The sequence below is a fragment of the Enterococcus sp. DA9 genome, from assembly GCF_008000875.1.
Classification (GTDB): domain Bacteria; phylum Bacillota; class Bacilli; order Lactobacillales; family Enterococcaceae; genus Enterococcus_B; species Enterococcus_B lactis.
Window position 1 is genome coordinate 1,512,888 of sequence record NZ_CP042839.1, and the last position, 22,608, is coordinate 1,535,495.

24 protein-coding genes are annotated in these 22,608 nt (G+C 38.6%); 19 read left to right on the top strand and 5 right to left on the bottom strand.

The annotated features are described in order from the left end of the window. Window positions 1–89: 89 nt before the first annotated feature. From FTX43_RS08135 to FTX43_RS08180, 10 genes are read left to right on the top strand one after another with little or no spacing between them, the layout of a single operon-like run. Window positions 90–422, top strand: a complete 333-nt coding sequence (locus FTX43_RS08135) for a hypothetical protein (RefSeq protein WP_002320976.1) — start codon at window positions 90–92, stop codon at window positions 420–422. Next, entirely contained in the window at window positions 409–2,412 is a 2,004-nt protein-coding gene (locus FTX43_RS08140; protein ID WP_002314651.1) for a V-type ATP synthase subunit I, read from the top strand. The genes FTX43_RS08135 and FTX43_RS08140 overlap by 14 nt, the downstream gene beginning before the upstream one ends. 18 nt (window positions 2,413–2,430) lie before the next feature. Further along, window positions 2,431–2,901 (top strand): V-type ATP synthase subunit K, encoded by a 471-nt coding sequence (locus tag FTX43_RS08145; protein WP_002292848.1) that lies wholly within the window; start codon window positions 2,431–2,433, stop codon window positions 2,899–2,901. Window positions 2,902–2,921: 20 nt separating this feature from the next. Then, window positions 2,922–3,506 carry a V-type ATP synthase subunit E gene (locus tag FTX43_RS08150; protein ID WP_002292847.1) on the top strand — a complete coding sequence of 195 codons (585 nt, stop codon included), beginning with the start codon at window positions 2,922–2,924 and terminating at the stop codon, window positions 3,504–3,506. Between the two features lie 14 nt (window positions 3,507–3,520). Then, window positions 3,521–4,507, top strand: a complete 987-nt coding sequence (locus tag FTX43_RS08155) for a V-type ATPase subunit (protein ID WP_002292845.1) — start codon at window positions 3,521–3,523, stop codon at window positions 4,505–4,507. Continuing rightward, a complete protein-coding gene (locus FTX43_RS08160) occupies window positions 4,497–4,808 on the top strand; it encodes a V-type ATP synthase subunit F (RefSeq protein WP_002292844.1) in 312 nt (103 codons plus the stop codon). Before FTX43_RS08155 ends, FTX43_RS08160 begins: the two co-directional genes overlap by 11 nt. A 21-nt stretch (window positions 4,809–4,829) precedes the next feature. Next, window positions 4,830–6,611 carry a V-type ATP synthase subunit A gene (locus FTX43_RS08165; RefSeq protein ID WP_002292843.1) on the top strand — a complete coding sequence of 594 codons (1,782 nt, stop codon included), beginning with the start codon at window positions 4,830–4,832 and terminating at the stop codon, window positions 6,609–6,611. Next, window positions 6,604–7,980, top strand: a complete 1,377-nt coding sequence (locus tag FTX43_RS08170; RefSeq protein WP_002292842.1) for a V-type ATP synthase subunit B — start codon at window positions 6,604–6,606, stop codon at window positions 7,978–7,980. The genes FTX43_RS08165 and FTX43_RS08170 overlap by 8 nt, the downstream gene beginning before the upstream one ends. A gap of 6 nt (window positions 7,981–7,986) precedes the next feature. After that, the gene (locus FTX43_RS08175; RefSeq protein ID WP_002292841.1) at window positions 7,987–8,622 is read left to right on the top strand and encodes a V-type ATP synthase subunit D; all 636 of its coding nucleotides are present in this window, start codon (window positions 7,987–7,989) and stop codon (window positions 8,620–8,622) included. A 29-nt stretch (window positions 8,623–8,651) separates the two neighbouring features. Next, a complete protein-coding gene (locus FTX43_RS08180) occupies window positions 8,652–10,007 on the top strand; it encodes a TrkH family potassium uptake protein (RefSeq protein WP_002292840.1) in 1,356 nt (451 codons plus the stop codon). Window positions 10,008–10,205: 198 nt separating this feature from the next. Here the strand turns inward: FTX43_RS08180 and FTX43_RS08185 are convergent, their stop codons facing one another. Then, a complete protein-coding gene (locus FTX43_RS08185; protein ID WP_065772908.1) occupies window positions 10,206–11,600 on the bottom strand; it encodes a PLP-dependent aminotransferase family protein in 1,395 nt (464 codons plus the stop codon). A gap of 91 nt (window positions 11,601–11,691) precedes the next feature. Between FTX43_RS08185 and FTX43_RS08190 the strand changes: the two genes are divergently transcribed. Together FTX43_RS08190 and FTX43_RS08195 are read left to right on the top strand one after the other, a co-directional pair. After that, the gene (locus tag FTX43_RS08190; protein WP_147606977.1) at window positions 11,692–12,663 is read left to right on the top strand and encodes an ornithine cyclodeaminase family protein; all 972 of its coding nucleotides are present in this window, start codon (window positions 11,692–11,694) and stop codon (window positions 12,661–12,663) included. Beyond that, window positions 12,660–13,442, top strand: a complete 783-nt coding sequence (locus tag FTX43_RS08195) for a PhzF family phenazine biosynthesis protein (protein WP_065772910.1) — start codon at window positions 12,660–12,662, stop codon at window positions 13,440–13,442. Before FTX43_RS08190 ends, FTX43_RS08195 begins: the two co-directional genes overlap by 4 nt. 167 nt (window positions 13,443–13,609) lie before the next feature. Here FTX43_RS08195 and FTX43_RS08200 read toward each other — a convergent pair whose 3' ends face one another. Next, entirely contained in the window at window positions 13,610–13,981 is a 372-nt protein-coding gene (locus FTX43_RS08200; RefSeq protein WP_047927411.1) for a VOC family protein, read from the bottom strand. Between the two features lie 133 nt (window positions 13,982–14,114). On the opposite strand from FTX43_RS08200, the gene FTX43_RS08205 reads away from it, so the two are divergent. Then, window positions 14,115–14,564, top strand: a complete 450-nt coding sequence (locus tag FTX43_RS08205) for an NUDIX hydrolase (protein ID WP_147606979.1) — start codon at window positions 14,115–14,117, stop codon at window positions 14,562–14,564. 41 nt (window positions 14,565–14,605) lie between these two features. Here the strand turns inward: FTX43_RS08205 and yidA are convergent, their stop codons facing one another. The 3 genes from yidA to FTX43_RS08220 are packed head-to-tail and all read right to left on the bottom strand — an operon-like array spanning window position 14,606 to window position 17,615. Then, window positions 14,606–15,415 (bottom strand): sugar-phosphatase, encoded by an 810-nt coding sequence (gene yidA / locus FTX43_RS08210; protein ID WP_002292832.1) that lies wholly within the window; start codon window positions 15,413–15,415, stop codon window positions 14,606–14,608. An 18-nt stretch (window positions 15,416–15,433) separates the two neighbouring features. Beyond that, window positions 15,434–16,801 carry an HD domain-containing protein gene (locus FTX43_RS08215; RefSeq protein WP_002308544.1) on the bottom strand — a complete coding sequence of 456 codons (1,368 nt, stop codon included), beginning with the start codon at window positions 16,799–16,801 and terminating at the stop codon, window positions 15,434–15,436. After that, window positions 16,785–17,615 carry a lipoate--protein ligase family protein gene (locus tag FTX43_RS08220; RefSeq protein ID WP_002313475.1) on the bottom strand — a complete coding sequence of 277 codons (831 nt, stop codon included), beginning with the start codon at window positions 17,613–17,615 and terminating at the stop codon, window positions 16,785–16,787. Before FTX43_RS08220 ends, FTX43_RS08215 begins: the two co-directional genes overlap by 17 nt. A gap of 162 nt (window positions 17,616–17,777) precedes the next feature. On the opposite strand from FTX43_RS08220, the gene FTX43_RS08225 reads away from it, so the two are divergent. From FTX43_RS08225 to FTX43_RS08250, 6 genes are all read left to right on the top strand, one after another. After that, entirely contained in the window at window positions 17,778–18,215 is a 438-nt protein-coding gene (locus FTX43_RS08225; RefSeq protein ID WP_002346076.1) for a DUF1934 domain-containing protein, read from the top strand. 75 nt (window positions 18,216–18,290) lie between these two features. After that, window positions 18,291–18,911, top strand: a complete 621-nt coding sequence (rpoE, locus tag FTX43_RS08230) for a DNA-directed RNA polymerase subunit delta (protein WP_002292825.1) — start codon at window positions 18,291–18,293, stop codon at window positions 18,909–18,911. Window positions 18,912–19,176: 265 nt separating this feature from the next. Next, entirely contained in the window at window positions 19,177–19,683 is a 507-nt protein-coding gene (locus FTX43_RS08235) for an RNA polymerase sigma factor (protein WP_002292824.1), read from the top strand. Window positions 19,684–19,699: 16 nt separating this feature from the next. Then, a complete protein-coding gene (locus tag FTX43_RS08240; RefSeq protein WP_002308550.1) occupies window positions 19,700–20,599 on the top strand; it encodes an RsiV family protein in 900 nt (299 codons plus the stop codon). 82 nt (window positions 20,600–20,681) lie between these two features. Beyond that, window positions 20,682–21,572, top strand: coding sequence for a polysaccharide deacetylase family protein (locus FTX43_RS08245; protein WP_002313476.1), 891 nt, complete (start codon window positions 20,682–20,684; stop codon window positions 21,570–21,572). 188 nt (window positions 21,573–21,760) lie between these two features. Further along, a complete protein-coding gene (locus FTX43_RS08250) occupies window positions 21,761–22,471 on the top strand; it encodes a LytTR family DNA-binding domain-containing protein (RefSeq protein ID WP_123838885.1) in 711 nt (236 codons plus the stop codon). The last annotated feature ends 137 nt before the right edge of the window (window positions 22,472–22,608 follow it).

A 22,608-nucleotide genomic window follows, 5' to 3' on the forward strand; every position in this document is an offset into this window, starting at 1 on the left:
AAGGGGCCTGCCTATACTAAGTTATCTTTAGAGGTACATACTTTCAATGAAAAAAGAAAGCATGTACCTCTTTTTTAAATCGAAAGGAAGTGAAGCAAGTGTTAGAAGCTTTGGAACAAATCCGAAAAGCAGAAGAAGAAAATGAGAAGCGTGCTCGAACCCTACGGCAGCAGTTGAAGACCTATGCAGAAGAAAAAGAGCAAGAATTGGAGATAATCCAAACGAACAGTCGGCAACAGCTGAAACAGTTGGTAGAAGAAAAAGAACAATTCGAAAAGCAAGAATTAGAAAAAGAAAAAATGAAATTGAAAGCAGAAGCAGACAAGGTGCAAGCAACTTTGAAAGACCAATATCAAAAGCATCAGAGTCAAGCAATCGGTGCAATCATTGAAAGGGTGAAAGAAACTTATGGCCGTCACTAAGATGGAAAAAGTGACCCTCATTTCAGATAAAAGAAATCAGGAGAGGATTTTACAAGCAGTACAAGGAATCCAAAATGTTGAAATCCGGGATCTGTATCAAAATAGAACAAACAACCAGTGGGTAGAAAAATATTTTCCAGATACCACGATTATTGATAAAGAAGCAAAATTAAGCGCTTTAGGCAATCGGCTGAAAGACATCCAAGAAGCTATCCAATTCATACAACACCACGGCGATAGCCGTCAAAAGAAACTCCATTTGAAACGTCAAGAACTTTCCTTACAAGACTTGGAAGCAAATTATTCCGAAGAAAATTTCATGAATAAATTAGAAGAAGTCCTTGATTTAAAAGAAAAGTGGGAACAGCTAACTGAAAAACGTGATCGTTTAGAAGAAGAGGAAGAATGGCTTCTTCATTGGCAACAGCTGGATATTGCTCCAAGTATGTATGCAAGTAAGACGACCATTTTTGAGATGGGGACTGTGAGTGCAGCAAATTTTGAAAGTTTCAAGGAAGAACTAAGTAAGCTTGATGACGTTTATATGGAAGAAATAGATTATACGCCAAAACAAGTTTATCTTTCGTATGTTGCTTTAAAAAAATCAGCTGCTGCTATAGAAGAAATTGCTGGGAAATACGGGTTCAATAAAGAAACGTATCCTTATGAACAAAATCCTAAAGAAAAACTGCAAGAAACCAAACAGCAATTGTCCGTTGTTCACGAGCACCAAAAGAAGATAACGACAGCGTTAGGTCAGTGCAGCGGCTATATCCAAGAATTTGAATGGGTAGAAGAAGTCACACTTGCCGTTGCAGAACGGGAAAAAGTAAAAGAACGGTTTATCCATGCGACTTATCTGATCGTTTTGCAAGGTTGGGTAGATGCAGAAGAAAAACAGAATTTGATGCATGTGTTAACCGAAACTGTATCAGAAGAAGATATATATATTAGTTTCGAAACACCAAACTCAGAAGAGATTCAGCAGGAAGTCCCTACTAAATTGAAAAACCATCCGCTTATCGAACCTTTTGAATTGCTGACTGAAATGTACAGTCTGCCAAAATATGAAGAAGTAGATCCAACGCCTTGGATGACACCATTTTATCTTGTCTTCTTCGGGATGATGGTCGCAGACGTTGGTTACGGATTGCTGATGCTCATTGGGACAATACTAGCTCAAAAACTACTTGTTTTACCACGTGGGATGAAACGTTTCGTAAAATTTTTTGAGATTCTCTCGGTACCATCGATCATCTGGGGATTGATCTACAGTTCATTTTTCGGACAGGCATTACCAAAAGAACTATTTGGCATCCGCTTGCCTTTCCCAATCCTATCTACAACGGATGACGTCAATACGATTTTGATTTTATCCGTGATTTTCGGTCTGATACAGATCTTGGTTGGATTATTTGTGGCAGCAAAGGAAAATATCAGGAGAAAAGATTACTTGAGTGCTGTCAGTGATGGATTTGCCTGGCAAGGGATCCTGATTGGGATCGTTATTGCATTGATTGGTGCCATGTTGATAAAAAATACAGCATTTGTTTATCTTGGCGCGGGGCTATCGATCATTGCTGCTTTATGTATCTTAATCGTGCCGATTATCCAATCGCCGTCTAAAGTCAAGGGTGCTGCCAAAGGAGCGTATAATCTTTACGGATTGACGGGTTATATCGGTGATTTAGTCAGTTATACACGTTTGATGGCATTAGGTATTTCAGGCGGAAGTATTGGCGCGGCATTCAATATGCTGGTTGCTTTCATGCCGCCAGCCGCTCGATTCAGTGTAGGGATCCTTTTGATCATCGCTTTACACGCACTGAATATGTTTTTGACACTGTTGAGTGCCTATGTCCATGGCGCACGATTGCAGTATGTCGAATTTTTTGGGAAATTTTATACAGGAGGCGGACGTGCCTTTGACCCGCTGAAAACGGCGGAAAAATACGTCAACATCAATCATAAGAAAAAAAACAATAAATAATTGGAGGATTTTTATACAATGATGGATTACTTAATTAGTCAAAATGGTGGAATGGTATTTGCAGTATTAGCGATGGCAACAGCGACGATTTTTTCAGGGATCGGTTCAGCTAAAGGTGTTGGAATGACAGGTGAGGCAGCAGCAGCGTTAACAACAAGTCAACCCGAAAAATTCGGACAGGCTCTGATTCTGCAATTGCTTCCAGGTACGCAAGGGTTGTATGGATTCGTTATCGCCTTTTTGATTTTTATCAATTTAGGAAATGATATGTCAGTTGTACAAGGATTGAACTTTTTAGGCGCTTCTCTGCCGATTGCTTTTACAGGCTTGTTTTCAGGTATCGCCCAAGGGAAAGTTGCAGCAGCAGGTATTCAAATTTTAGCGAAAAAACCTGAACATGCTACAAAAGGAATCATTTTTGCTGCGATGGTTGAAACATATGCGATTTTAGGTTTCGTTATTTCCTTCCTATTAGTATTGAATGCCTAAGCATAAAGGAGGAAAAGCAGATGAACGCCATTGAAAAAATCATCTCTCAGATGAATGAAGCAGCAGAGCAAGAAAGAGCGGCGTTAGAGCAAGAAGAGCGAATGAAGATCGATCAAAACTTTGAACAAAAACGTACGCAAATCGAAACAGAACATCAAAAACAAAAAGAAAAACAAATCGAATTACTTGAAAAAAAATACCGTCAGCTTAGGAATCGCCAACAAGTAGAAGTACGACAAGAAAATTTGAATGCGAAGCAGGAATTTTTACGACGATTGTTTGCAGATGCAATAGCTGAAATGGAGAATTGGGATGAATCTGAACAAATCCAGTTTATCAAAAATTCATTGTATTCATTACCTTTGACAGGCAAAGTAGCATTCATTGCTGGAGAAAAATCAGCAGCTTATCTTTCTCAGACATTGCTGGATGAATGGAACAATGAACTTCCCTTTACGATGGTTTTAAGCGATGAATCTGTTGCTGGTCAAGCTGGTTTTCTGATAAACGATCAAGGAGTTCAGTATAATTTTCTTTTCAGCAGCCTTGTACAAGATATCCAAGGAACGATGAGTTTTGAGATTGCCAATCAATTATTCGAATAAGGAGGGATCAGTGTATGGAATACCACGAACTAAATCCCTTGATTCGCGGAAGAGAGCTTGAACTTTTGTCCAATGAGACATTTGAACGGATGATTCAAACCAATTCTGTCGAAGCACTTGGTGAAATATTGAAATCCACGATTTACAGTCCATATATCTATGACGGATATGAATATGACTTCGAACAGAATCTTTTAAAGGAGCAGAGCCGTCTATTTCGCTGGTTAAAGGAATCAGCACCGGAGCCTGAAATCGTTTGGATCTACACGATGCGCTATACTTTCCATAATCTGAAAGTTTTAACAAAGGCCGAGATGACAAATCAAAATCTGGACTATTTGTATATCGACGATGGGTTTTATTCATTAGAAACCTTGAAGGATGCCGTTCATACGCAAGTTTCAAATGAACTCCCTGAAAGCATTATGGACAGTATACGAGAAGTCCGCGATTATTTTGAAGAGTCTACCATTCTTCAGGGAATCGATGTGATCTATGATCGGCAGTTTTTGACAGAGCAGCGACGGCTTGCCGATAAGCTAGGATATCAAGAATTGCTGAAAGAAGTCATTGCTTTTATTGACTTGACCAATATCACAACGATGGCTCGAGGAATATTGCAGAAAAGAACATATGGGTTCATGACGACGGTGCTTTCCAGTTCGGGAAGTATCGAAAAAGAAGTATTTTTGAACTTTGTAGATAAAGATATGGAAGCTTACACGAACTTTCTATTAGAGACAGATTATGCTGAGTTTCTGCGTCCTGTCATCCGTGAGGGAAATCTTGATCTCGTAAAGCTTGAACAGTTGAAAGATGATTATCTAAGTTCATTGTATCAAGAAGCACAAACCCAGGCTTTCGGACCACTGCCACTACTAGCCTTTTTGAACGCAAAAGAGGTAGAAAGCAAAAACCTTCGTTTACTGGTTATCGGCAAAAGAAGCCATTTTGAACCAGAAACAATCAGAAAGCGGGTGAGACAAGTCTATGACGCATAAGATCGGTGTAGTTGGCGACAAAGATTCTGTTTTGCCATTCAAATTGTTTGGCTTTGATGTTCGTTATGGTACAACCAAGCAGACCGTTCGTCAGGCAATTGAAGAAATGGCAAAGAATGAGTATGGCGTGATTTATGTCACGGAGCAATGTGCAGCACTGAGCCCAGAAACGATCGAACGTTACAAAGAACAAATGATACCTGCTATCGTATTGATTCCCAACCATCAAGGATCATTAGGGATTGGGCTGGAAGAAATTCAAAAAAACGTAGAAAAAGCAGTAGGTCAAAATATCTTATAGTATGAAAAGGAGATAGAAATTTTGCAAATTGGAAAAATCATAAAAGTCTCCGGACCTCTTGTAATGGCTGAGAACATGTCTGATGCCAGTATCCAGGACATGTGTTTAGTGGGAGATCTAGGAGTTATCGGAGAAATTATCGAGATGCGTGGCGATGTGGCGTCCATTCAAGTATATGAAGAGACCTCAGGAATTGGTCCAGGCGAACCGGTTCGTTCTACTGGTGAAGCTTTATCTGTTGAATTAGGACCAGGGATCATTTCACAAATGTTTGACGGAATCCAACGGCCATTAGATACCTTTATGGAAATCACACAAAGTAATTTCTTAGGACGGGGAGTCCAATTGCCTGCATTGGATCATGAGAAAAAATGGTGGTTCGAACCCACATTAGAAGCCGGAGAAACGGTTAGTGCTGGCGATGTGATTGGAATCGTAGAAGAAACAAAAGTTATCAAACACAAAATCATGGTGCCAAATGGGATAAAAGGTACGATCAAAACAATCGAAAAAGGATCGTTCACTATTGATGAAACCGTATGTGTCGTTGAAACTGAAAATGGTGACAAAAACTTGACGATGCTCCAAAAATGGCCAGTCAGACGTAGTCGGCCAATCAAAGAAAAATTAAACCCTGATGCACCGATGATCACCGGACAGCGAGTGATCGATACGTTCTTCCCAGTGACAAAGGGGGGAGCAGCAGCTGTTCCTGGTCCATTTGGTGCAGGAAAAACAGTCGTTCAGCATCAAATCGCAAAATGGGCCGATGTGGACATGGTCGTTTATGTGGGATGCGGTGAACGCGGAAATGAGATGACGGATGTTTTAAATGAATTTCCTGAATTGATTGACCCTAATACAGGAGAATCATTGATGGAACGTACGGTATTGATTGCCAATACATCTAACATGCCGGTAGCGGCTCGAGAAGCTTCTATCTATACGGGAATCACGATTGCGGAATATTTCCGTGATATGGGTTATGACGTTGCTATCATGGCAGACTCCACTTCGCGATGGGCAGAAGCACTTCGTGAGATGAGCGGACGTTTGGAAGAAATGCCTGGTGATGAAGGTTATCCAGCTTATCTTGGTTCCCGTCTTGCGGAATACTATGAACGATCTGGAAGAGTCATTGCTTTAGGATCAGAAGGTCGCGAAGGAAGTATAACCGCAATCAGTGCTGTATCGCCTTCTGGAGGAGATATTTCGGAACCAGTCACACAAAATACATTGCGGGTCGTAAAAGTATTCTGGGGACTTGATTCGACTTTAGCCCAAAAAAGACATTTTCCTTCGATCGATTGGATCCAAAGTTATTCTCTTTATTCAACAGAAGTAGGGAAGTACATGGATCATATCCTTCAAGCTGACTGGGCATCCATGGTCACTGAGGGCATGCGTATTTTGCAGGAAGAACAGCAGCTGAATGAAATCGTGCGTTTGGTAGGGATTGATTCCCTTTCAGATAATGATCGTCTGACATTAGAGGTGGCAAAATCCATTCGTGAAGATTATTTGCAGCAAAATGCTTTTGATGATGTCGATACATTCACTTCAAGAGAGAAACAATTCAAAATGTTGAAGATGATCTTGACCTTTGGTGAAGAAGGACGCCGTGCGTTGTCGTTAGGTGCTTATTTAAGTGAGATCATGGACGGTACCGTATCGATTCGTGAAAGAATCGGACGAAGCAAATATATCCCGGAAACAGAATTAGAAAAACTAGATCAAATTATCGGTGAAATCAAGCAAACGATGCAAACAATCGTTTCAGAAGGAGGCATGAGCAATGATTAAAGAATATCGTACGATCGGTGAAGTCGTCGGTCCATTGATGGCGGTTGAAAAAGTTGCTGGTGTCAAATATGAAGAATTAATCGAAGTCCGTATGCAAAATGGGGAGATTCGTCGTGGACAAGTATTGGAAGTCCAAGAAGATAAAGCAATGGTCCAAATATTTGAAGGAACAAGTGGTATCAATTTACGTGACTCTTCTGTACGATTTTTAGGACATCCTTTAGAACTAGGTGTATCGGAAGACATGATCGGTCGAGTATTCGATGGCTTGGGACGTCCAAAAGATAATGGACCAGAAATCCTGCCTGAAAAGCATTTGGATATTAACGGAGAAGTAATCAATCCAGTAGCTCGGGATTACCCAGATGAGTTTATCCAAACAGGTATCTCTGCAATCGATCATTTGAACACATTAGTTCGTGGACAAAAATTACCAGTATTTTCTGGTTCTGGTCTTCCTCACAAAGAATTAGCTGCTCAGATCGCGCGACAAGCAACGGTACTTGATTCATCAGATGATTTCGCCGTAGTCTTTGCTGCTATTGGGATCACTTTTGAAGAAGCAGAATTTTTCATGGAAGATTTTCGACAAACTGGTGCAATCGACCGTTCTGTCATGTTCATGAATTTAGCAAACGACCCTGCAATCGAACGTATTGCTACTCCTCGTATGGCTTTGACTGCTGCAGAATATCTTGCTTATGAAAAAGGAATGCATGTATTGGTTATCATGACAGACATGACCAACTATGCAGAGGCATTGCGAGAGATTTCTGCAGCACGGCGAGAAGTTCCAGGAAGAAGAGGCTATCCTGGGTATCTTTACACGAACTTAGCTACTTTGTTCGAACGAGCAGGAAGGATCCGCGGACTAAAAGGATCAGTTACTCAAATTCCGATTTTAACAATGCCAGAAGACGATAAGACTCATCCGATCCCTGACTTGACTGGTTATATTACAGAAGGCCAGATCATCTTGACTAGAGAGCTTTACAAGAGTGGGATACAACCACCAATTGATGTACTTCCGTCTCTTTCGCGGTTAAAAGATAAAGGAACTGGACCCGGAAAGACAAGAGAAGACCATGCGGCTACGATGAATCAGCTTTTTGCAGCCTATGCACAAGGAAAACAGGCAAAAGAATTAGCCGTAGTTTTAGGAGAATCTGCTTTATCTGATGTAGACAAGATTTATGCGAAGTTTGCTGAGCGGTTTGAAAAAGAATATGTCAATCAAGGATTCTACACGAACCGTTCGATTACTGAAACACTTGATCTAGGGTGGGAACTGCTATCGATGTTGCCAAGAACCGAATTAAAACGAATCAAAGACGACATGCTGGACAAATATCTGCCAGAAGGGAAGTGAGTTCTGATGGCACGATTGAATGTGAATCCGACCCGCATGGAATTGACCCGATTGAAAAAACAGTTGACAACTGCCACAAGAGGGCATAAATTATTAAAAGATAAGCAAGATGAACTGATGCGTCAATTCATTCTGTTGATTCGAAAGAACAACCAACTGCGTCAAGAAATGGAAGAGTCCATGACAGAAGCAATGTCTGATTTTGTATTGGCAAATGCTTCAATCACGGAACCTTTCATCGAAGAATTGTTTGCTTTGCCGGCGGAAAACGTTGATTTATCTATCGTAGACAAAAATATCATGAGTGTAAAAGTACCTGTGATGAATTTTGAATATGATGAACAGCTGACAGACACCCCTTTGGAATACGGGTATTTGAATTCCAGTGCCGAACTGGATCGGTCAATCGATCGGTTTACTACCTTGCTTCCAAAACTTTTGGAACTGACAGAAATCGAAAAAACTTGTCAGCTAATGGCAAGTGAGATCGAAAAGACACGTCGGCGAGTCAATGCATTAGAATATATGACGATCCCTCAATTAGAAGAAACAATCTATTATATTCGTATGAAGCTAGAAGAAAACGAGCGCGCAGAAGTAACAAGGTTGATCAAAGTAAAAAATATGGGTACCACTGACTAAGTGGTATCCTTTTTTAAAAGAGGAAAACGATGATTAAACAAAACAAACAAATAAAGAAACGCTTGCCGGCCGTTCAGCTTCTCGCATTAGGATTTTTTCTCCTGATTTTAGTTGGCGGTGGTCTACTTACCCTGCCATTTTTTAGTAATAGTGGGCATGGGACAAATTTTATCGATGCGCTTTTCACTGCAACTTCTGCCGTCTGCGTGACGGGATTGACGACATTGAATACAGCAGAACATTGGAACAGTGCTGGTCAGTTTTTGATCATGCTTTTGATTGAGATTGGCGGTCTTGGTTTTATGATGGTTCCGATTCTATGCTTTGCATTGATAAAGAAAAAAGTCAGTCTCAGCACACGTATCATATTAAAAGAAGCGCTAAATCTAGAAGAAGTATCAGGTGTGATGAAGCTCATGCTTTACATCCTGAAATTGGCCTTTGTGATCCAATTGATTGGTACGGTTGCTTTATCTTTTGTATTCGTGCCTGAATTTGGCTGGTTGAAAGGGATCTGGTACAGTTTGTTCCACGCAATCTCTAGTTTTTGTAATGCAGGGTTTGATTTGTTAGGAGACAGTTTAGCCAATCACCAGCAAAATGTCTATTTGATCATGGTGGTATCAGCTTTGATCATTTCTGGCGGATTAGGCTTTATCGTTTGGCGTGACTTATTGGAATATCATCAGAAAAAGAAGATGACGATTCATTCAAAAATCGCATTAACCGTTACAGGTACCCTTTTATTAGGCGGTTTCGTTGTGTTCTTTTTCACAGAACACAATGGGGCAACACTAGTGGAAGGGAATATGTTTCAACGATTGGCAAATACTTTTTTTATGAGTGTAACACCTAGAACGGCTGGATATTATTCAGTTGATTACCTCCATATGAGTCATGCCGGTCTGATCTTAACGATGTTTTTGATGTACATTGGCGGAACATCTGGGTCGACTGCCGGCGGATTGAAAACAACTACGTTAGGTGTGTTGCTGATCCAGATGCGTTCGATGTTGAAAGGACGTACGAGAGCGGAAGCATTTGGCCGTACAATCCGTCAAGGCGCAGTGTTGCGAGCACTCACGTTGTTTTTTATCACGTTGACACTGTGTGTAGTCGCCATCATGATTTTATCAGTGACTGAAACGATACCTAAAACTTCTGGCATCGAATATATTGCTTTTGAGGTCTTCTCTGCATTTGGAACAGTAGGACTTACGATGGGATTGACGCCAGATTTGACTGCAATAGGGAAATTGATCATTATAGCGCTTATGTACATTGGACGAGTTGGGGTATTGACTGTGGTCTTCTCTCTGATGACAAAAGCACAAAGAACTCAATCAAAATACAAATATCCAGAAGAAAGTGTCATGATTGGATAATTTCATCTTCTGACAGAAATCTAGTGATCTAGCAAAATAAGAAAATAAAATATAAGACAAATTTTTTTGCTGTTTGGTTACTTTAAGTGCAAAATGTTCATTTGCTTTTTGAGGCACTATCCGTTGTTGAACTTCGGGTAGTGCCTCTTTTTTATCGAAAGGAATCAATCAGCTATGATTCCTTTATTTATCAATAGATTATAATTCATATTTTTTTATTTTTTCTTTTACGATACTTAGTCCAGAAGCTAAAATCTCAAGGTTGTTTGAAGATAGGGAAATACGAACGAATGCATCCGGTTGCGCTCGCGTAGTAAAGCGTCGGGAATGATAGAGTCGGATGCCGTTAGACAGAAAGTCATTCTCAATCCTCTTAGGATCAATCTCAGGATCAACTGGAAGAATTCGATAATAAGGAACACGATTCGTTGGTTTTTCTACTTTGAAAAGAGAATCAAAAAGCTGATTAGCTCTTTTCGTAAGATTTAATTTAGTTTCTAAGATTCTATTTGCTTCATTTGAATGGAGGATTTGAGTGATGACCTCCACATCTAATCCAGAAGTTTTCACATTTATATTAAAAATTGCTTGTTCTATCTTGCTTTGGACATGTACTGGAGCTACAAGATAAGCAACTCGCAATCCAGAACAAATAAATTTTGTCATTCCAGCTAAGTAGATTGTTTGGTTAGGTAACAATTTTTGGAAAGGAGGAATGATCTTATGTTGATAATAAGTTGTTAAAAAAGAATGAATATCATCTTCGATAACCCATAGGCCTTCTTTTTCAATTACTTCGGCTAATTGCTCTCGTCTTTGGTGAGAGATTTGAAACCCTATAGGATTATTGCAAGAAGGCATAAGAAAGACACCATGGATCTTCTTTTTTCTACATTCCTGAATCAATATATCAGGTCGCATTCCTTGCTCGTCAAAATCAATTGGAACGATCTCTAAATGATATAATTGAGCCAATTCAATGAAATTAGCGTACGTATATCGGTCTGTTGCTATTCTATTACCTGGAGAGAAAAGTGCAGAAAGTGTGATAGCCAATCCATTTTGAACACCGGAAACAATAGACAGAGATTCTAAAGACGGAATGACTCCTTGAGTTTTTAACCAATTTGCTGCAGTAGTCAATTGAAAATTTGTGCCTTTGGGATCTTGGTAATTAAGCAAACCAACAAGATTTGGGTTATTACCAGTTGATTGAATAAACGGGACAACGAGTTTATTACATTCTTCAAAAGAACTAACCAGACCAAAATCAATGATATGTTCGGTTACTTCATTGGTAGAGATGGTAATGGATTCAAAGACATTGGGAGAAATAAAAGTGCCACTTCCAATATTCGTATACAGCAAACCTTTCTCAATTCCGTATTTATAAGCCTTGCCAACGGTAGTAAAATTTAAATCTAAATAATCAGCTAGCTCTCTTTGGGAGGGTAACTGAGTGTTTTTCTGTAATTTATTCTTTAAAATATCTTGTTCTAATTGTTGAATCAACGATCGATAATAAGGACGCTTCAATTTTTGTTTGTCTGGTCGCCAAGTTAACGGGTAGTTGTCATAAGAATTAATAGGCATTTTCTCCACTCCTTAAAATTGTATACCATACAATTTTAACATTGATTGTATTGATTTTAGAAGTTAATCTTTTGTGAGGAGGGAATTGTCTATGAAAATTATTAATTTTGAGGAAGTAGTAGCTTCTTTTAGTTTTGAAGAAGCGATCCAAGTAATGAAAAAATGTTTCTTTGATTATGAAAGTGGTAAAATCAGCCAAAATCCTCGATTGGTGGAAATTTTACCGGACGGAAAAGACAAAAATGTGTTTGCGATGATGCCTGCCTATTTGGGAGAGAATAGATATTTTGGAACAAAAGTCATTACCGCTTTCCCGGATAATCATCAGTATCATTTACCTTCTCATTTAGGAGAGATTTTCTTGTTTGATGCTCAAAACGGACTACCCAAAGCATTGATAAACGCAAATGCAGTCACTTGGATTCGAACAGCTGCTGTATCTGCGCTAGCAACAGATTACTTAGCAGATCAGCATGCAAAAACACTTGCTTTAATTGGAGCTGGTCAACAAGCATTGTCGCATTTGGCTGCGATTTCTACCATTCGTCGCATCACTACAGTGTTTGTTTACGATATTTTAGAAGAAAGACGAAATGCTTTTATCGCTAATGCTAAAAATCAGTACCCTAAAATGACGTTTATAAATGCGATATCAGTAGAAGATGCAGTACGCTCAGCGGAAATCATTTGTACGTTGACCCCTAGTAAAGAGGCATTTCTTCAAAAAGAGTGGGTAAGGGAAGACGCACATATCAATGCTGTGGGCACGTTTACTCCTGATACAAGAGAGATAAGTACACCATTGATGGAAACTTCTCAAATCTATGTAGATGATTACTCAGCTGCCTTAACAGAAAGCGGAGACCTACTTATAGCCATGTCAGAAGGAGATTTAGAGGAATCTTGTATTGTTGGTACATTAGGCGAATTAGTTTCTGAGAAAAAAACACTTTACAAAAGAGAATCGAGTCCGACGATTTTCGACGCAGTTGGTCTAGCTGTTGAAGATCTTTGCTGTGCAGAATATATTTATAATAAATTAGAGAGAGGATCTTTAAAATGAACTTAGATTATTACGTAGTTGATGCATTTGCAGATGAGGTGTTCAAAGGAAATCCAGCAGCAGTGTACGTTCTAGAAGAATGGCTGCCAGAAGGTACGATGCAAAAAATTGCCATTGAAAACAATTTATCTGAAACAGCATTTACAGTGAAGAAAAATCAAGGATTTGAGCTTAGATGGTTTACGCCAGATCGAGAAATCAATCTTTGCGGTCACGCGACATTAGCAACAGCATTTGTTTTATTTAACTATTACAAAATACTTGATGAAACGATTAAATTTTCTACTCAAAGCGGTAATCTATTTGTGACAAGAATTGAAGATTATTATTACATGGATTTTCCTAGTATTATGCCAAAAAAAGTACCAATATTGTCTGAATATGAAGAAGCGATAGGGGCTAAGATTAAAGAAGCCTACTTAGCACGTGATTTATTTTTCGTATTAGAAGATGAAAAAACGGTGGCTAAATTGCAGCCAGATTTCACAAGTATCAAAAATTTTGATTTAGGAATAGGGGTCATCGTGACAGCAGAAAGTGTACAAGAAGACTTTGTTTCTAGAACCTTCTTTCCAAAATTAACAATCAATGAAGATCCAGTATGTGGATCAGCACATTCTAATCTTATTCCTTATTGGGCAAAAAGAATGAGTAAAACAAAATTGTCAGCTTACCAAATGTCATCAAGGGGCGGGTATCTAGAGTGTGAATTAAAAGAAGATCGTGTGATAATAGGAGGAAAAGCAGTTTTGTTTTCTAAAGGTACCTCGTTTATTTGATTTCTTTCAAATGAACTAAAAATAAATAAGTGGAGAGTGGCAGCTTTATAGCTACAATAGTTGTTAAAAAAAGACGCAAACTTTTTCAATTTAAAAAAAGTTTGCGTCTCATTTTAATTATTGGCGTTTGTTTTTTGTTCAATCAATAGCAAAATGCCCCCTACTAACTATCCTCGGATGACTTCGATTTTATAACCATCAGGGTCAATGACAAAGTAGTAAGAAGGCGCAGTGCCAGGTAATCCTTTTAAGTCAGTAATTTCAAGACCTGCAGCTTTATGCTGTTCATGTAATTTTTCTAAATCATCAGCTGCAATAGCTATATGACCATAACCATTTCCTAAATCATAGGCACCATGATTGTAGTTATAAGTCAACTCTAATTCATAGTCATCCCCAGGAAGTGTCAAATAAACAAGTGTAAATTTGTTTTCTGGAAAATCACGGCGGCGGCTTTCTTCAAAACCAAATGCCTTTTGATAAAATTCGATTGATGCTTCAAGATCTTTCACTCGAACACATGTGTGAGCCATTTTCATAGATTCATCTCTCCCTTTCCTTTTATTTAATCATAACAAAAAGAAGTAAGGAAATAGTTGATTTGTGCTTGTTCATGAGAAATTTCTCATGTAAAATGGATAGAAAATAAAACTGTTAAGGTGGAAACTATTCATGGATAAACCAATTTTTGGTGAAAAAAAGCAATTTGCTGATTATCAAACCCGTTATGCAGCATATATCGTCATAGAAAAAGATCAGCAGATTGCAGTAATCGAGGCTCCAAATGGTGCTTTTTTTCTTCCTGGCGGGGAAATTGAAGGAGATGAGACGAAAGAAGAAGCAATCGTTCGTGAGCTAATAGAAGAAATGGGGATTGCGGCAGAAATTGCTTTCTATCTGGGAGAAGCAGATGAGTACTTTTACTCGAATTATCGTGCAACTTATTACTATAATCCAGGATATTTCTTTGCTGCTGATTCTTGGAAGCGTATAGGAGAACCCACAGAAAAGACCAATAAAATCTGGTGGGTCAGTCCTCGAGAAGCACTTGATAAATTGAAACGTGGCAGCCATCGATGGGCAGTCGAGAGATGGATCGAAAAAATAATAAATAAAAACTGAAAGAAAGCGAGTAGACCAGCTTTCTCTCAGTTTTTTATTTATTACAGAACGTATTTTTTGATTGCTTCAGCTACACCGTGTTCGTCGTTCGATGAAGTGATGACATTTGCTGCTTCTTTGACAAGAGAAACGGCATTTCCCATAGCTACTCCTAGACCAGCATATTCAATCATGGATAAGTCGTTCTCGTTATCCCCTATAGCCATGATTTCATCTTGGTCAATACCAAGATGTTGTCCAAGATTCGCAACTGCCGCACCTTTACTTGCTTCTTTATTTAGTACTTCGAAGTAATAGGGTGCACTTTTGACCGTTGTGTATTTATCACGGAAAGTTTGCGGTAAACGTGCAATTGCTGCGTCTAAAATTTCTGGTTCGTCGATCATCATCATTTTGACGATGTTCATGTCTGGTGTCATTTCTTCAGGTGTTCGATATTTTAGCGGCATCTTGACTAAGCTTGCTTCGTGTATCGTATAAGCGCTGATATCTCGATTAGGTGTGTAGATTGCTTTGTCATCAATCGAATGGAGATGACTGCCAACACGGCGTGCCATCACTTCGATTTCTAGAAAATCTTCATGAGTCAGACCGTGACGGGCGATGATTTTACCTGATTTTGTTTGTTGTACGAGTGCCCCATTATAAGTAATAACGTAATCATTATCTTGAAAAAGGTCCAGCTCGTTTAACTGTTCTTGGACACCTGGTAAGGGGCGACCAGTACATAAAACGATTGAGACCCCTTTTGCAACAGCAGCGGCAATCGCTTCTTTTACTTCTTTTGTTACTTCTCTTTTCTCATTTAATAAAGTACCATCGATGTCGATAGCGACTAGTTTGATAGCCATAATTTCCTCCAATATATTTTAGTTTATTTCAATCAATGCGCCATTACGGATATGGCTGGCAAATTCTTGATAAGTTTCATCAAATAAATCATAATGATCACGCAAGGATGGGTCAACCATTTCTTTTGGAAAGAAAAATCGCTCATCTCCTTGTTCTTGTCCCGCTAAAGCGGCAACAAGCTGACTAACCTGTGATAATTCTATCAAAGTTCCGTCATTTCGCAAAATCTCGATTTGCGTGCGATGTCTGCCTTGTTCTGGGCGATAAAAATCATAAGGCAGATCGTAGCTAGAGTTGACAGCAGTGTAATAAACAGGGTTATAGCCGACCTTTTCTACTAACAAAGTGAGTTTTTGAATCAAATTTGAATCCCGGTTGCCAGAAAAAGTGGCGGATTTCAGTGGTTTACGATTCAAAAAACGTTTAGCTAAATCATTTAAAATAGGATCAGCAGATTCAGACCATTGAGTAAAGTAAGTACCCAAGACCCCATCATCAAGTTTGAGGTATTCTTCTAAAGTAAAGCTTCCGTCAAGAAATGGCAAGAGTAGTTGAGAGTGTAGTTCAAAACTGCTGGCATCTTCTTGATACAACTCGTGCGCGCGATGAAGCAGATGCTCCAAGATCACTTCCATACCACGGGAAACAGGATGGAAGTACACTTGCACATACATTTGATATCGGCTAACGATATAATCTTCCACTGCATGCATGCCGCTCATGGAAAAGGCGATCCCGCCTTCATATGGACGAATCACACGTAATATTCGGGTAAGGTCAAATGTTCCATACTCCGTTCCGGTGAAATAAGCATCCCGAAGCAAATAGTCCATTCGATCTGCATCGATCTGGCTGGAAATCATTTGGACAACTTGCGGATTAGAGTAGGTTTTTTGGATCACGCTCGCTACTTTTTCAGGAAAACCTTCTTCTACTCGGTTAAGGATCTGATACACCTCTGTTTCTGGAGAAGTGATGATCTCTACAGTGATAGCCTCGTGATTCGTATGGAAGATGTGCTCGAATGTATGAGAGTAAGGACCGTGACCGACATCATGCAATAGTGCCGCACATAAAGTTACCAGCCGTTCCTGATCATCCCAGCCTCCGTTGCCTATCTTTTCTTTTGGAAAATTTCGAGAAAAGATATCGCAAATTCGTCTTGAAATCTCATAAACACCTAATGAATGGGTAAAACGGCTATGTTCTGCTCCGTGAAAAGTGAAAGAAGCAGTGCCTAATTGTTTGATTCGTCGCAGACGTTGGACTTCTTTCGAGTTGATCAAATCTAAGATTACTTGATGCTGGACATGGATATAGTTATGGACTGGGTCACGAAAAACTTTCTCCATAGGCAGCATTTGATATTTATAAGGGGTTGTCATATTGTAGCTCCTTTATGTTATTGCGTTGTTCCATTCTCTGGATTTGGTTGTTCCATTGCTCCAGCTGGATTTCTTTTTTTAGCCAGTCGGTAGAATCCAGTAAATCACTTGCAGAATACAGCTTTTCAAAAGCTTTTGCAAATGCTTCTTTGACTTCTTCTACGAGAAGGGGATGGTCAAGCAGTTCTTCAAGTGTTGCCATTGTGGCAGGATCAACTGCAGGATAGCCATTTGTACCAAAGCCTTCTTTTAAAGCAGATTGATAAAATCGTTTCATGACTTGCCCGCGCTTTTCCTGATTACCGTTGACACTTAAGTACATCATAACAGAAATCCCATTTTTGATGCGACGCTGAGCGATGCCGGCAAATTTTTTGCCATGGATGCTTAAATCATAAGTTCCAGGACAATAAGAATGGGTGATTTCGAATGCTTGAATCGGTGCCTTAGGAAAGGCGTATTTAGTCAATCGAAGCATTTGCTCGTAAGCTTCATCGATGGTTATTTTTTTTTTGTCATTCTGGGGGAAAATCAAAGAAATATTCAAAATCCCTTCGTCTGATACGATTCCTAATCCACCTGAGTTTCTGATTATCGGAGCATAACCTGCATCTTTCAGTGTTTGGATCCCGTCTCTAAGAAAAGGTGTCCGAACATCTTTCATACCTAAGATGACGGTGCAGTCATATTGCCAGAAATGCAAAAAGATCTGCTGGTGTTCTTTGGAATATTCCGTTAATATATCTGTTAATGCGAAAGGGGAAAAGTCGTTTTTTTGATAAATGTGCTGATCTAGTCGAATCGCAGGGTTCATTCAACCGGCTCCTTTTTATAAATTCATATTTTCTACAATATTATACTCTAAATTCAAGGAGTTGTTTTGGAAAAAAGGTTTTCTGTAAAAATGGACAAGTTGGTTGACAAAACAAAAGAAACTAGGAACAATGTAGCTATGAGAAGTAAAGGAGAATGAAGAATGGAATTATCACAAGGAACACCGATTTCGATCAAATTGCGTACAAAAGTGAAACAACAAGGGGAAATGCAAGATTTTTATTTTGATTTGAAAGGGCAAATGGTGACGATTGGCGATACGCTGTACATACGGTATAAAGAGATGCAAGAGGAAACAGGCGATGAAATCCCTGTAACGATCAAATTAGTTCCAGATGGTCATGTACAGCTGATTCGTGCAGGAGAAATGCGAATGCGTTTGAAATTTGGTTATAAAGAACGGTTAGAAACAGCCTACCGAACACCATACGGTATGATTCAGATTGCTACCTTTACGAAAGAACTGCATGTAAGTTTGAAAGACCGTCCCACAGCAGGAAAGGTTCGGATCGATTATGATTTGTTCATGGGACTAGAAAAAATCGGCGAATATTATTTGACATTGGATTTTACAGCGTAAATATAAAAGAAAAGTTTGATTTTTTGTGTCTGATTTTGTATGATAAGGAGTAGACTGTGAAAGGACGTGTCCTGATTGGAAATTAGTGTATTTGAAGGTGCAAACAAAAGCGAATTATCAATGATCGAAGTAGCACACGCGATCTTAGAACAACGTGGCGATGTCATGGATTTTTCTGATTTAGCCAACCAAATCCAAAACTATCTTGGTAAATCAGACAGTGAAATTCGTGATTCACTCGCACAATTTTATACTGACTTGAATATTGACGGCAGCTTTATCTCATTAGGGGATAATCGTTGGGGCTTGCGTTCATGGTATGCTATCGATTCGATCGATGAAGAAGTAAACCATGGAATGGACGAAGAGGATGAAGATACTCCGCGTCGCCGTAAACGCAAGAAAGTCAACGCCTTTATCAATGATGATGAAGACGCGATCGATTACAATGACGATGACCCAGAAGATACAGATCTGACAGAAGAAGACGACGATGATCTGTTTGATGACGATGATGATGAAGATGAAGAAATCGCTGCTTATAATTCTGACTTGCAAGAAATTGGAGCAGATGACCCAACAGATGATGAAGAAGACTTGCCTGGGAATATCGAAGAAGATTTAAGTATCATAGACGAAGACGATGATGATGAAGACTATGAAGAGGAAGAATTTTCTGACTCTGAAAAAGAATAAACATCATTTACTGTAGAGGCTGTGACGGAAGTGGTCAACTTCAAGAAATTTCCACTTATTTCCGAAGAAGCTACTTCTAGAACACCGTGTATCAGAGGTTGCAACAGAGACGTTGAAGCTATCAGAATAAGAAGGTGTGACATGATTTTTGTCACACCTTCTTTTTTGTATATAAAAATTCAAAGTAAATACATAAAAAATAAAATAATTGAAACTTTTAGCGTACCTTGTACGTCATATTAAGTGAGGCGGAAAGGAGTGGAGAATGATTTTTACTGGATATAAGAAAAAACGGCAGATTGAAAAATACCGTCACCTGCTGAATGGACTCATCGAAACTGATTATCAAAAAATGTTCCGTATCACGATGAATTACGTACATGATAAAGAAGAGGCCTTAGATGTGATGCAAGATAGTTTCCATAAAGCACTGAAGTATTTTGAAAAAGAAAAAGAAATCGAGCATTTTAGTGCATGGTTTTACCGGATATTGATCCGCACGGCATTAGATAGTTGGCGCAGACAAAAAAGGACACCTGTTGACTTATTTGAAATTCAAGATATCCCGCAGCAATTACCTTTAGAAACTTCCGTTGCAGAACTTCATATGATTTTAGATAAAATAGACAGTCCGGAAAAAGAGATTCTGATCCTTTACTTTTTTGAAGGATTTCGTTTGAAAGAAATTGCGACTATCTTAGATATGAACGAAAACACAGTTAAAACAAAAATGTATCGTTCACTGAATGTTTTACGTCAAATCCTAGAATGAAGGAGAGAAGACCGCTATGTATTCTCAAAAAGAAAAGTTAAAAAAACTAAAGAAAACTTATAAAGAACAAGAAATTCCAAGAGGGCTTCAAGAGGAGATCCGCCAGCGTTTTCTTATCGAAGAGCAATCATTCATAAAAGCAAGACGGAGAAAAAGACGCCTCCAAGGGTTCGTAGTATCTTTGGCTATCGTGATGATTACAACAAGTAGTCTCCTTTTTAATAGTCAAGTTCGAAGCTTTGCAGAAGACTTGCCAATTTTAGGATCAGTCATTGAATTGATCTTAGGTGAACGTTTTACTGATCAATCTGAAAAAATAGATATTCAAGTACCGAAGATCCATACTCAAAATGAGAAAGAAAACAAAACGATTCATGGATTAAACCAAAAATACTTTCACGAAGGACAAGCAGATTTTAAAAAAGCTGAAAAAGAATATGGAAATCTTGAAACGGATCATTACCAAGTTCTGGGTGATTATCAGAAAATCGTAGACGATGACCGGTTTCTTGTGATCGAAAGACAGATTACCCAAACAGCAGCGGATAGCCACGTTGAAAAAAGATACGACACGATCGACAAGAAAAACAGTGTCCAGCTCTCACTTCCGCTGTTATTCAAAGATGACACCTATCTATCTGTTTTGACAAAAGAAGTCAAGCGGCAAATGGCCGAACAAGTCAAGGAAGATCCGTCTAAGTACTATTGGACTGAACAAGATATTCAAGAAGGAACGATAGAAAAACCAACACTTGTTACACCAACACGAAGTTTTTATTTGAATAAAGAGCATCAATTAGTTCTGACTTTTTCTCAATATGAAATTGCTCCTGGTTATATGGGAACACCAGAATTCGTCATTCCCAAGTCCGTGACAAAAACGATTTTGGCATCGGAAAATTATTTGGATCATTAGGCGAGAAGTAGTTGCGACTAGCAGTTTCAAATTTTTACAGTTATTTTCAAGTAAGTAATTAAGAAGAGAAAGAAGAAATATAGTGAAAAGAAATTACTTAGTTATCAGTATCATTGCTTTATCCGTGCTTTTATTTTTCGAAGTCACTTCGGTCGCATCATTGATCAGCGAAGAGAAAGGAAAAGTAACTTCATCGGAACGCTCATCACAATCTTTCAAACAATCAGAACAATCAACGAATAAAAACAAGTCGACTGAAACAGCTAGCGTCAATGAATCCACTCAAGAATCAGTGAAATCAACACAAAGTCAATCAACTGAACCAGAACCAACACAAGAAAGTACAGAAGCTGTCCAAGATCCGACTGTCAAAAGTATTGCCATCAGTTTTGATGATGGACCAGGAGCAGCGACAACACCACAGCTGTTGCAAATACTTAAAGAAAAAAACGTACACGCCACTTTTTTTGTTTTAGGAGAAAATACGGCGCAACATCCTGAAATTGTGAAGCAGACAGCTGAAGCAGGACACGAGATCGGCAATCACACGTATGATCATCAGGATCTGGCGGTGCTTTCTGCCCAGTCGATCACAGAAGAAGTGGCAAAAACAGACACTGAGATCAAAAAAGCCACTGGTAAAACCCCCACTTTCGTTCGTCCGCCTTATGGTTCGATCACAAGTGTAGGAGCAAGTGTTATCCAGCGGCCAATCATCGAATGGTCGGTCGATTCAGAAGATTGGAAGACAAGAAATCCTGATTTGATTTTGCAGAAGATCCAAGCAACAGTATACGATGGTGCAATTATTTTATTCCATGATATTTATCCTGAAACGATTCGTGCCGTTCCTCAAGTGATCGATTATCTGCAAGAGCAAGGGTACCGCATCACGACAGTGGGGGATTTATTAGGACATCCAACGACTGTCGAGAATTATTATGGCAGAAACGATCATCGGCCAGTCCAGTAAGTGAAAACAAGTATACTATAATAAAAAAACTGTCCGCTAATTTTTTTGGTGGACAGTTTTCACTTGAAAAGTAAAGAAGCAAACATTCGGAAGTTATGCTAAAATGGCAATAGAACGCGTCCTGAGGGAATCGAACCCTAATAGTTGTACACATTCAAGGTATGTCAGCATACAATAGGAGTGATATTATGTTGAAGGCTGCTATCTGCGATGATGAACCTAGCATTGCTAACTATGTAGGTAATTTGTTGCAAAATTATGATCCAGATTTATTTGAACCTTATGTATATTATGATTCGTCAAAGTTGATCAAACAAATGGATCAATTAAATTTTGATATGTATATTTTAGATATTGAATTTCCAGGAAAGAATGGAATGGAGGTAGCAGATTTTATTCGGCAAAATGATTTCAATGTTCCGATTATTTTTTTAACGAGTTATCGAGAATATATGGAAGAAGTCTTTAAATTACATACGTTTGATTATATTCTGAAACCGTTGGAACAGAACTATTTTTTTCAAGTAATTGAAAGGGCTATCAAATATTTAGGAGTTTTAAATAATAAATTTGAGTTTTCCTATAGAAAAACGGATTATCGAATCGCGTTAAATGACATTTTGTTTTTTGAAAAAAATAGACGTCAAGTATTCATCAATATGACATCTCAAAACAAATATGTAGCAAATATGTCAACTTCGGAGATCATTGCTAAGTTGCCATCAACATTTGTTCAAACACATACTTCATTTATTATAAATATGGAGCATATAAGAGAAATAGGAAAAAACTATGTTCGATTAAGCAATTGCGAAAATATCATTGAATTGCCTATAAGCAGAAAGTTTAAAACAGACGCTCTAACAAAGATACTTATGCGAAAGAGAGATTTATTCTAATGGAAGATGAGTTACTTCGAAATATTAGTCTAATAATGTACGTTTTTTTGCTCGATTATTTTTTCTCTGGAGTGGCAGTAAAAAAAGTAAGACTTTCTTGATAAATTTAATTATTTGTACGATTATTTTATTCAATT

Excerpts from the sequence above, each read along its gene's own strand:
- FTX43_RS08185 (WP_065772908.1), bottom strand. The coding sequence starts at position 11,600 with ATGCCTATTAATTCTTATGACAACTACCCGTTAACTTGGCGACCAGAC.
- FTX43_RS08155 (WP_002292845.1), top strand. The coding sequence starts at position 3,521 with ATGGAATACCACGAACTAAATCCCTTGATTCGCGGAAGAGAGCTTGAA.
- FTX43_RS08160 (WP_002292844.1), top strand. The coding sequence starts at position 4,497 with ATGACGCATAAGATCGGTGTAGTTGGCGACAAAGATTCTGTTTTGCCA.
- FTX43_RS08170 (WP_002292842.1), top strand. The coding sequence starts at position 6,604 with ATGATTAAAGAATATCGTACGATCGGTGAAGTCGTCGGTCCATTGATG.
- FTX43_RS08140 (WP_002314651.1), top strand. The coding sequence starts at position 409 with ATGGCCGTCACTAAGATGGAAAAAGTGACCCTCATTTCAGATAAAAGA.
- FTX43_RS08220 (WP_002313475.1), bottom strand. The coding sequence starts at position 17,615 with ATGAACCCTGCGATTCGACTAGATCAGCACATTTATCAAAAAAACGAC.
- FTX43_RS08205 (WP_147606979.1), top strand. The coding sequence starts at position 14,115 with ATGGATAAACCAATTTTTGGTGAAAAAAAGCAATTTGCTGATTATCAA.
- FTX43_RS08175 (WP_002292841.1), top strand. The coding sequence starts at position 7,987 with ATGGCACGATTGAATGTGAATCCGACCCGCATGGAATTGACCCGATTG.
- FTX43_RS08200 (WP_047927411.1), bottom strand. The coding sequence starts at position 13,981 with ATGAAAATGGCTCACACATGTGTTCGAGTGAAAGATCTTGAAGCATCA.
- FTX43_RS08240 (WP_002308550.1), top strand. The coding sequence starts at position 19,700 with ATGTATTCTCAAAAAGAAAAGTTAAAAAAACTAAAGAAAACTTATAAA.
- FTX43_RS08250 (WP_123838885.1), top strand. The coding sequence starts at position 21,761 with ATGTTGAAGGCTGCTATCTGCGATGATGAACCTAGCATTGCTAACTAT.
- FTX43_RS08190 (WP_147606977.1), top strand. The coding sequence starts at position 11,692 with ATGAAAATTATTAATTTTGAGGAAGTAGTAGCTTCTTTTAGTTTTGAA.
- FTX43_RS08145 (WP_002292848.1), top strand. The coding sequence starts at position 2,431 with ATGATGGATTACTTAATTAGTCAAAATGGTGGAATGGTATTTGCAGTA.
- FTX43_RS08225 (WP_002346076.1), top strand. The coding sequence starts at position 17,778 with ATGGAATTATCACAAGGAACACCGATTTCGATCAAATTGCGTACAAAA.
- yidA (WP_002292832.1), bottom strand. The coding sequence starts at position 15,415 with ATGGCTATCAAACTAGTCGCTATCGACATCGATGGTACTTTATTAAAT.
- FTX43_RS08195 (WP_065772910.1), top strand. The coding sequence starts at position 12,660 with ATGAACTTAGATTATTACGTAGTTGATGCATTTGCAGATGAGGTGTTC.
- FTX43_RS08235 (WP_002292824.1), top strand. The coding sequence starts at position 19,177 with ATGATTTTTACTGGATATAAGAAAAAACGGCAGATTGAAAAATACCGT.
- FTX43_RS08150 (WP_002292847.1), top strand. The coding sequence starts at position 2,922 with ATGAACGCCATTGAAAAAATCATCTCTCAGATGAATGAAGCAGCAGAG.
- FTX43_RS08180 (WP_002292840.1), top strand. The coding sequence starts at position 8,652 with ATGATTAAACAAAACAAACAAATAAAGAAACGCTTGCCGGCCGTTCAG.
- FTX43_RS08215 (WP_002308544.1), bottom strand. The coding sequence starts at position 16,801 with ATGACAACCCCTTATAAATATCAAATGCTGCCTATGGAGAAAGTTTTT.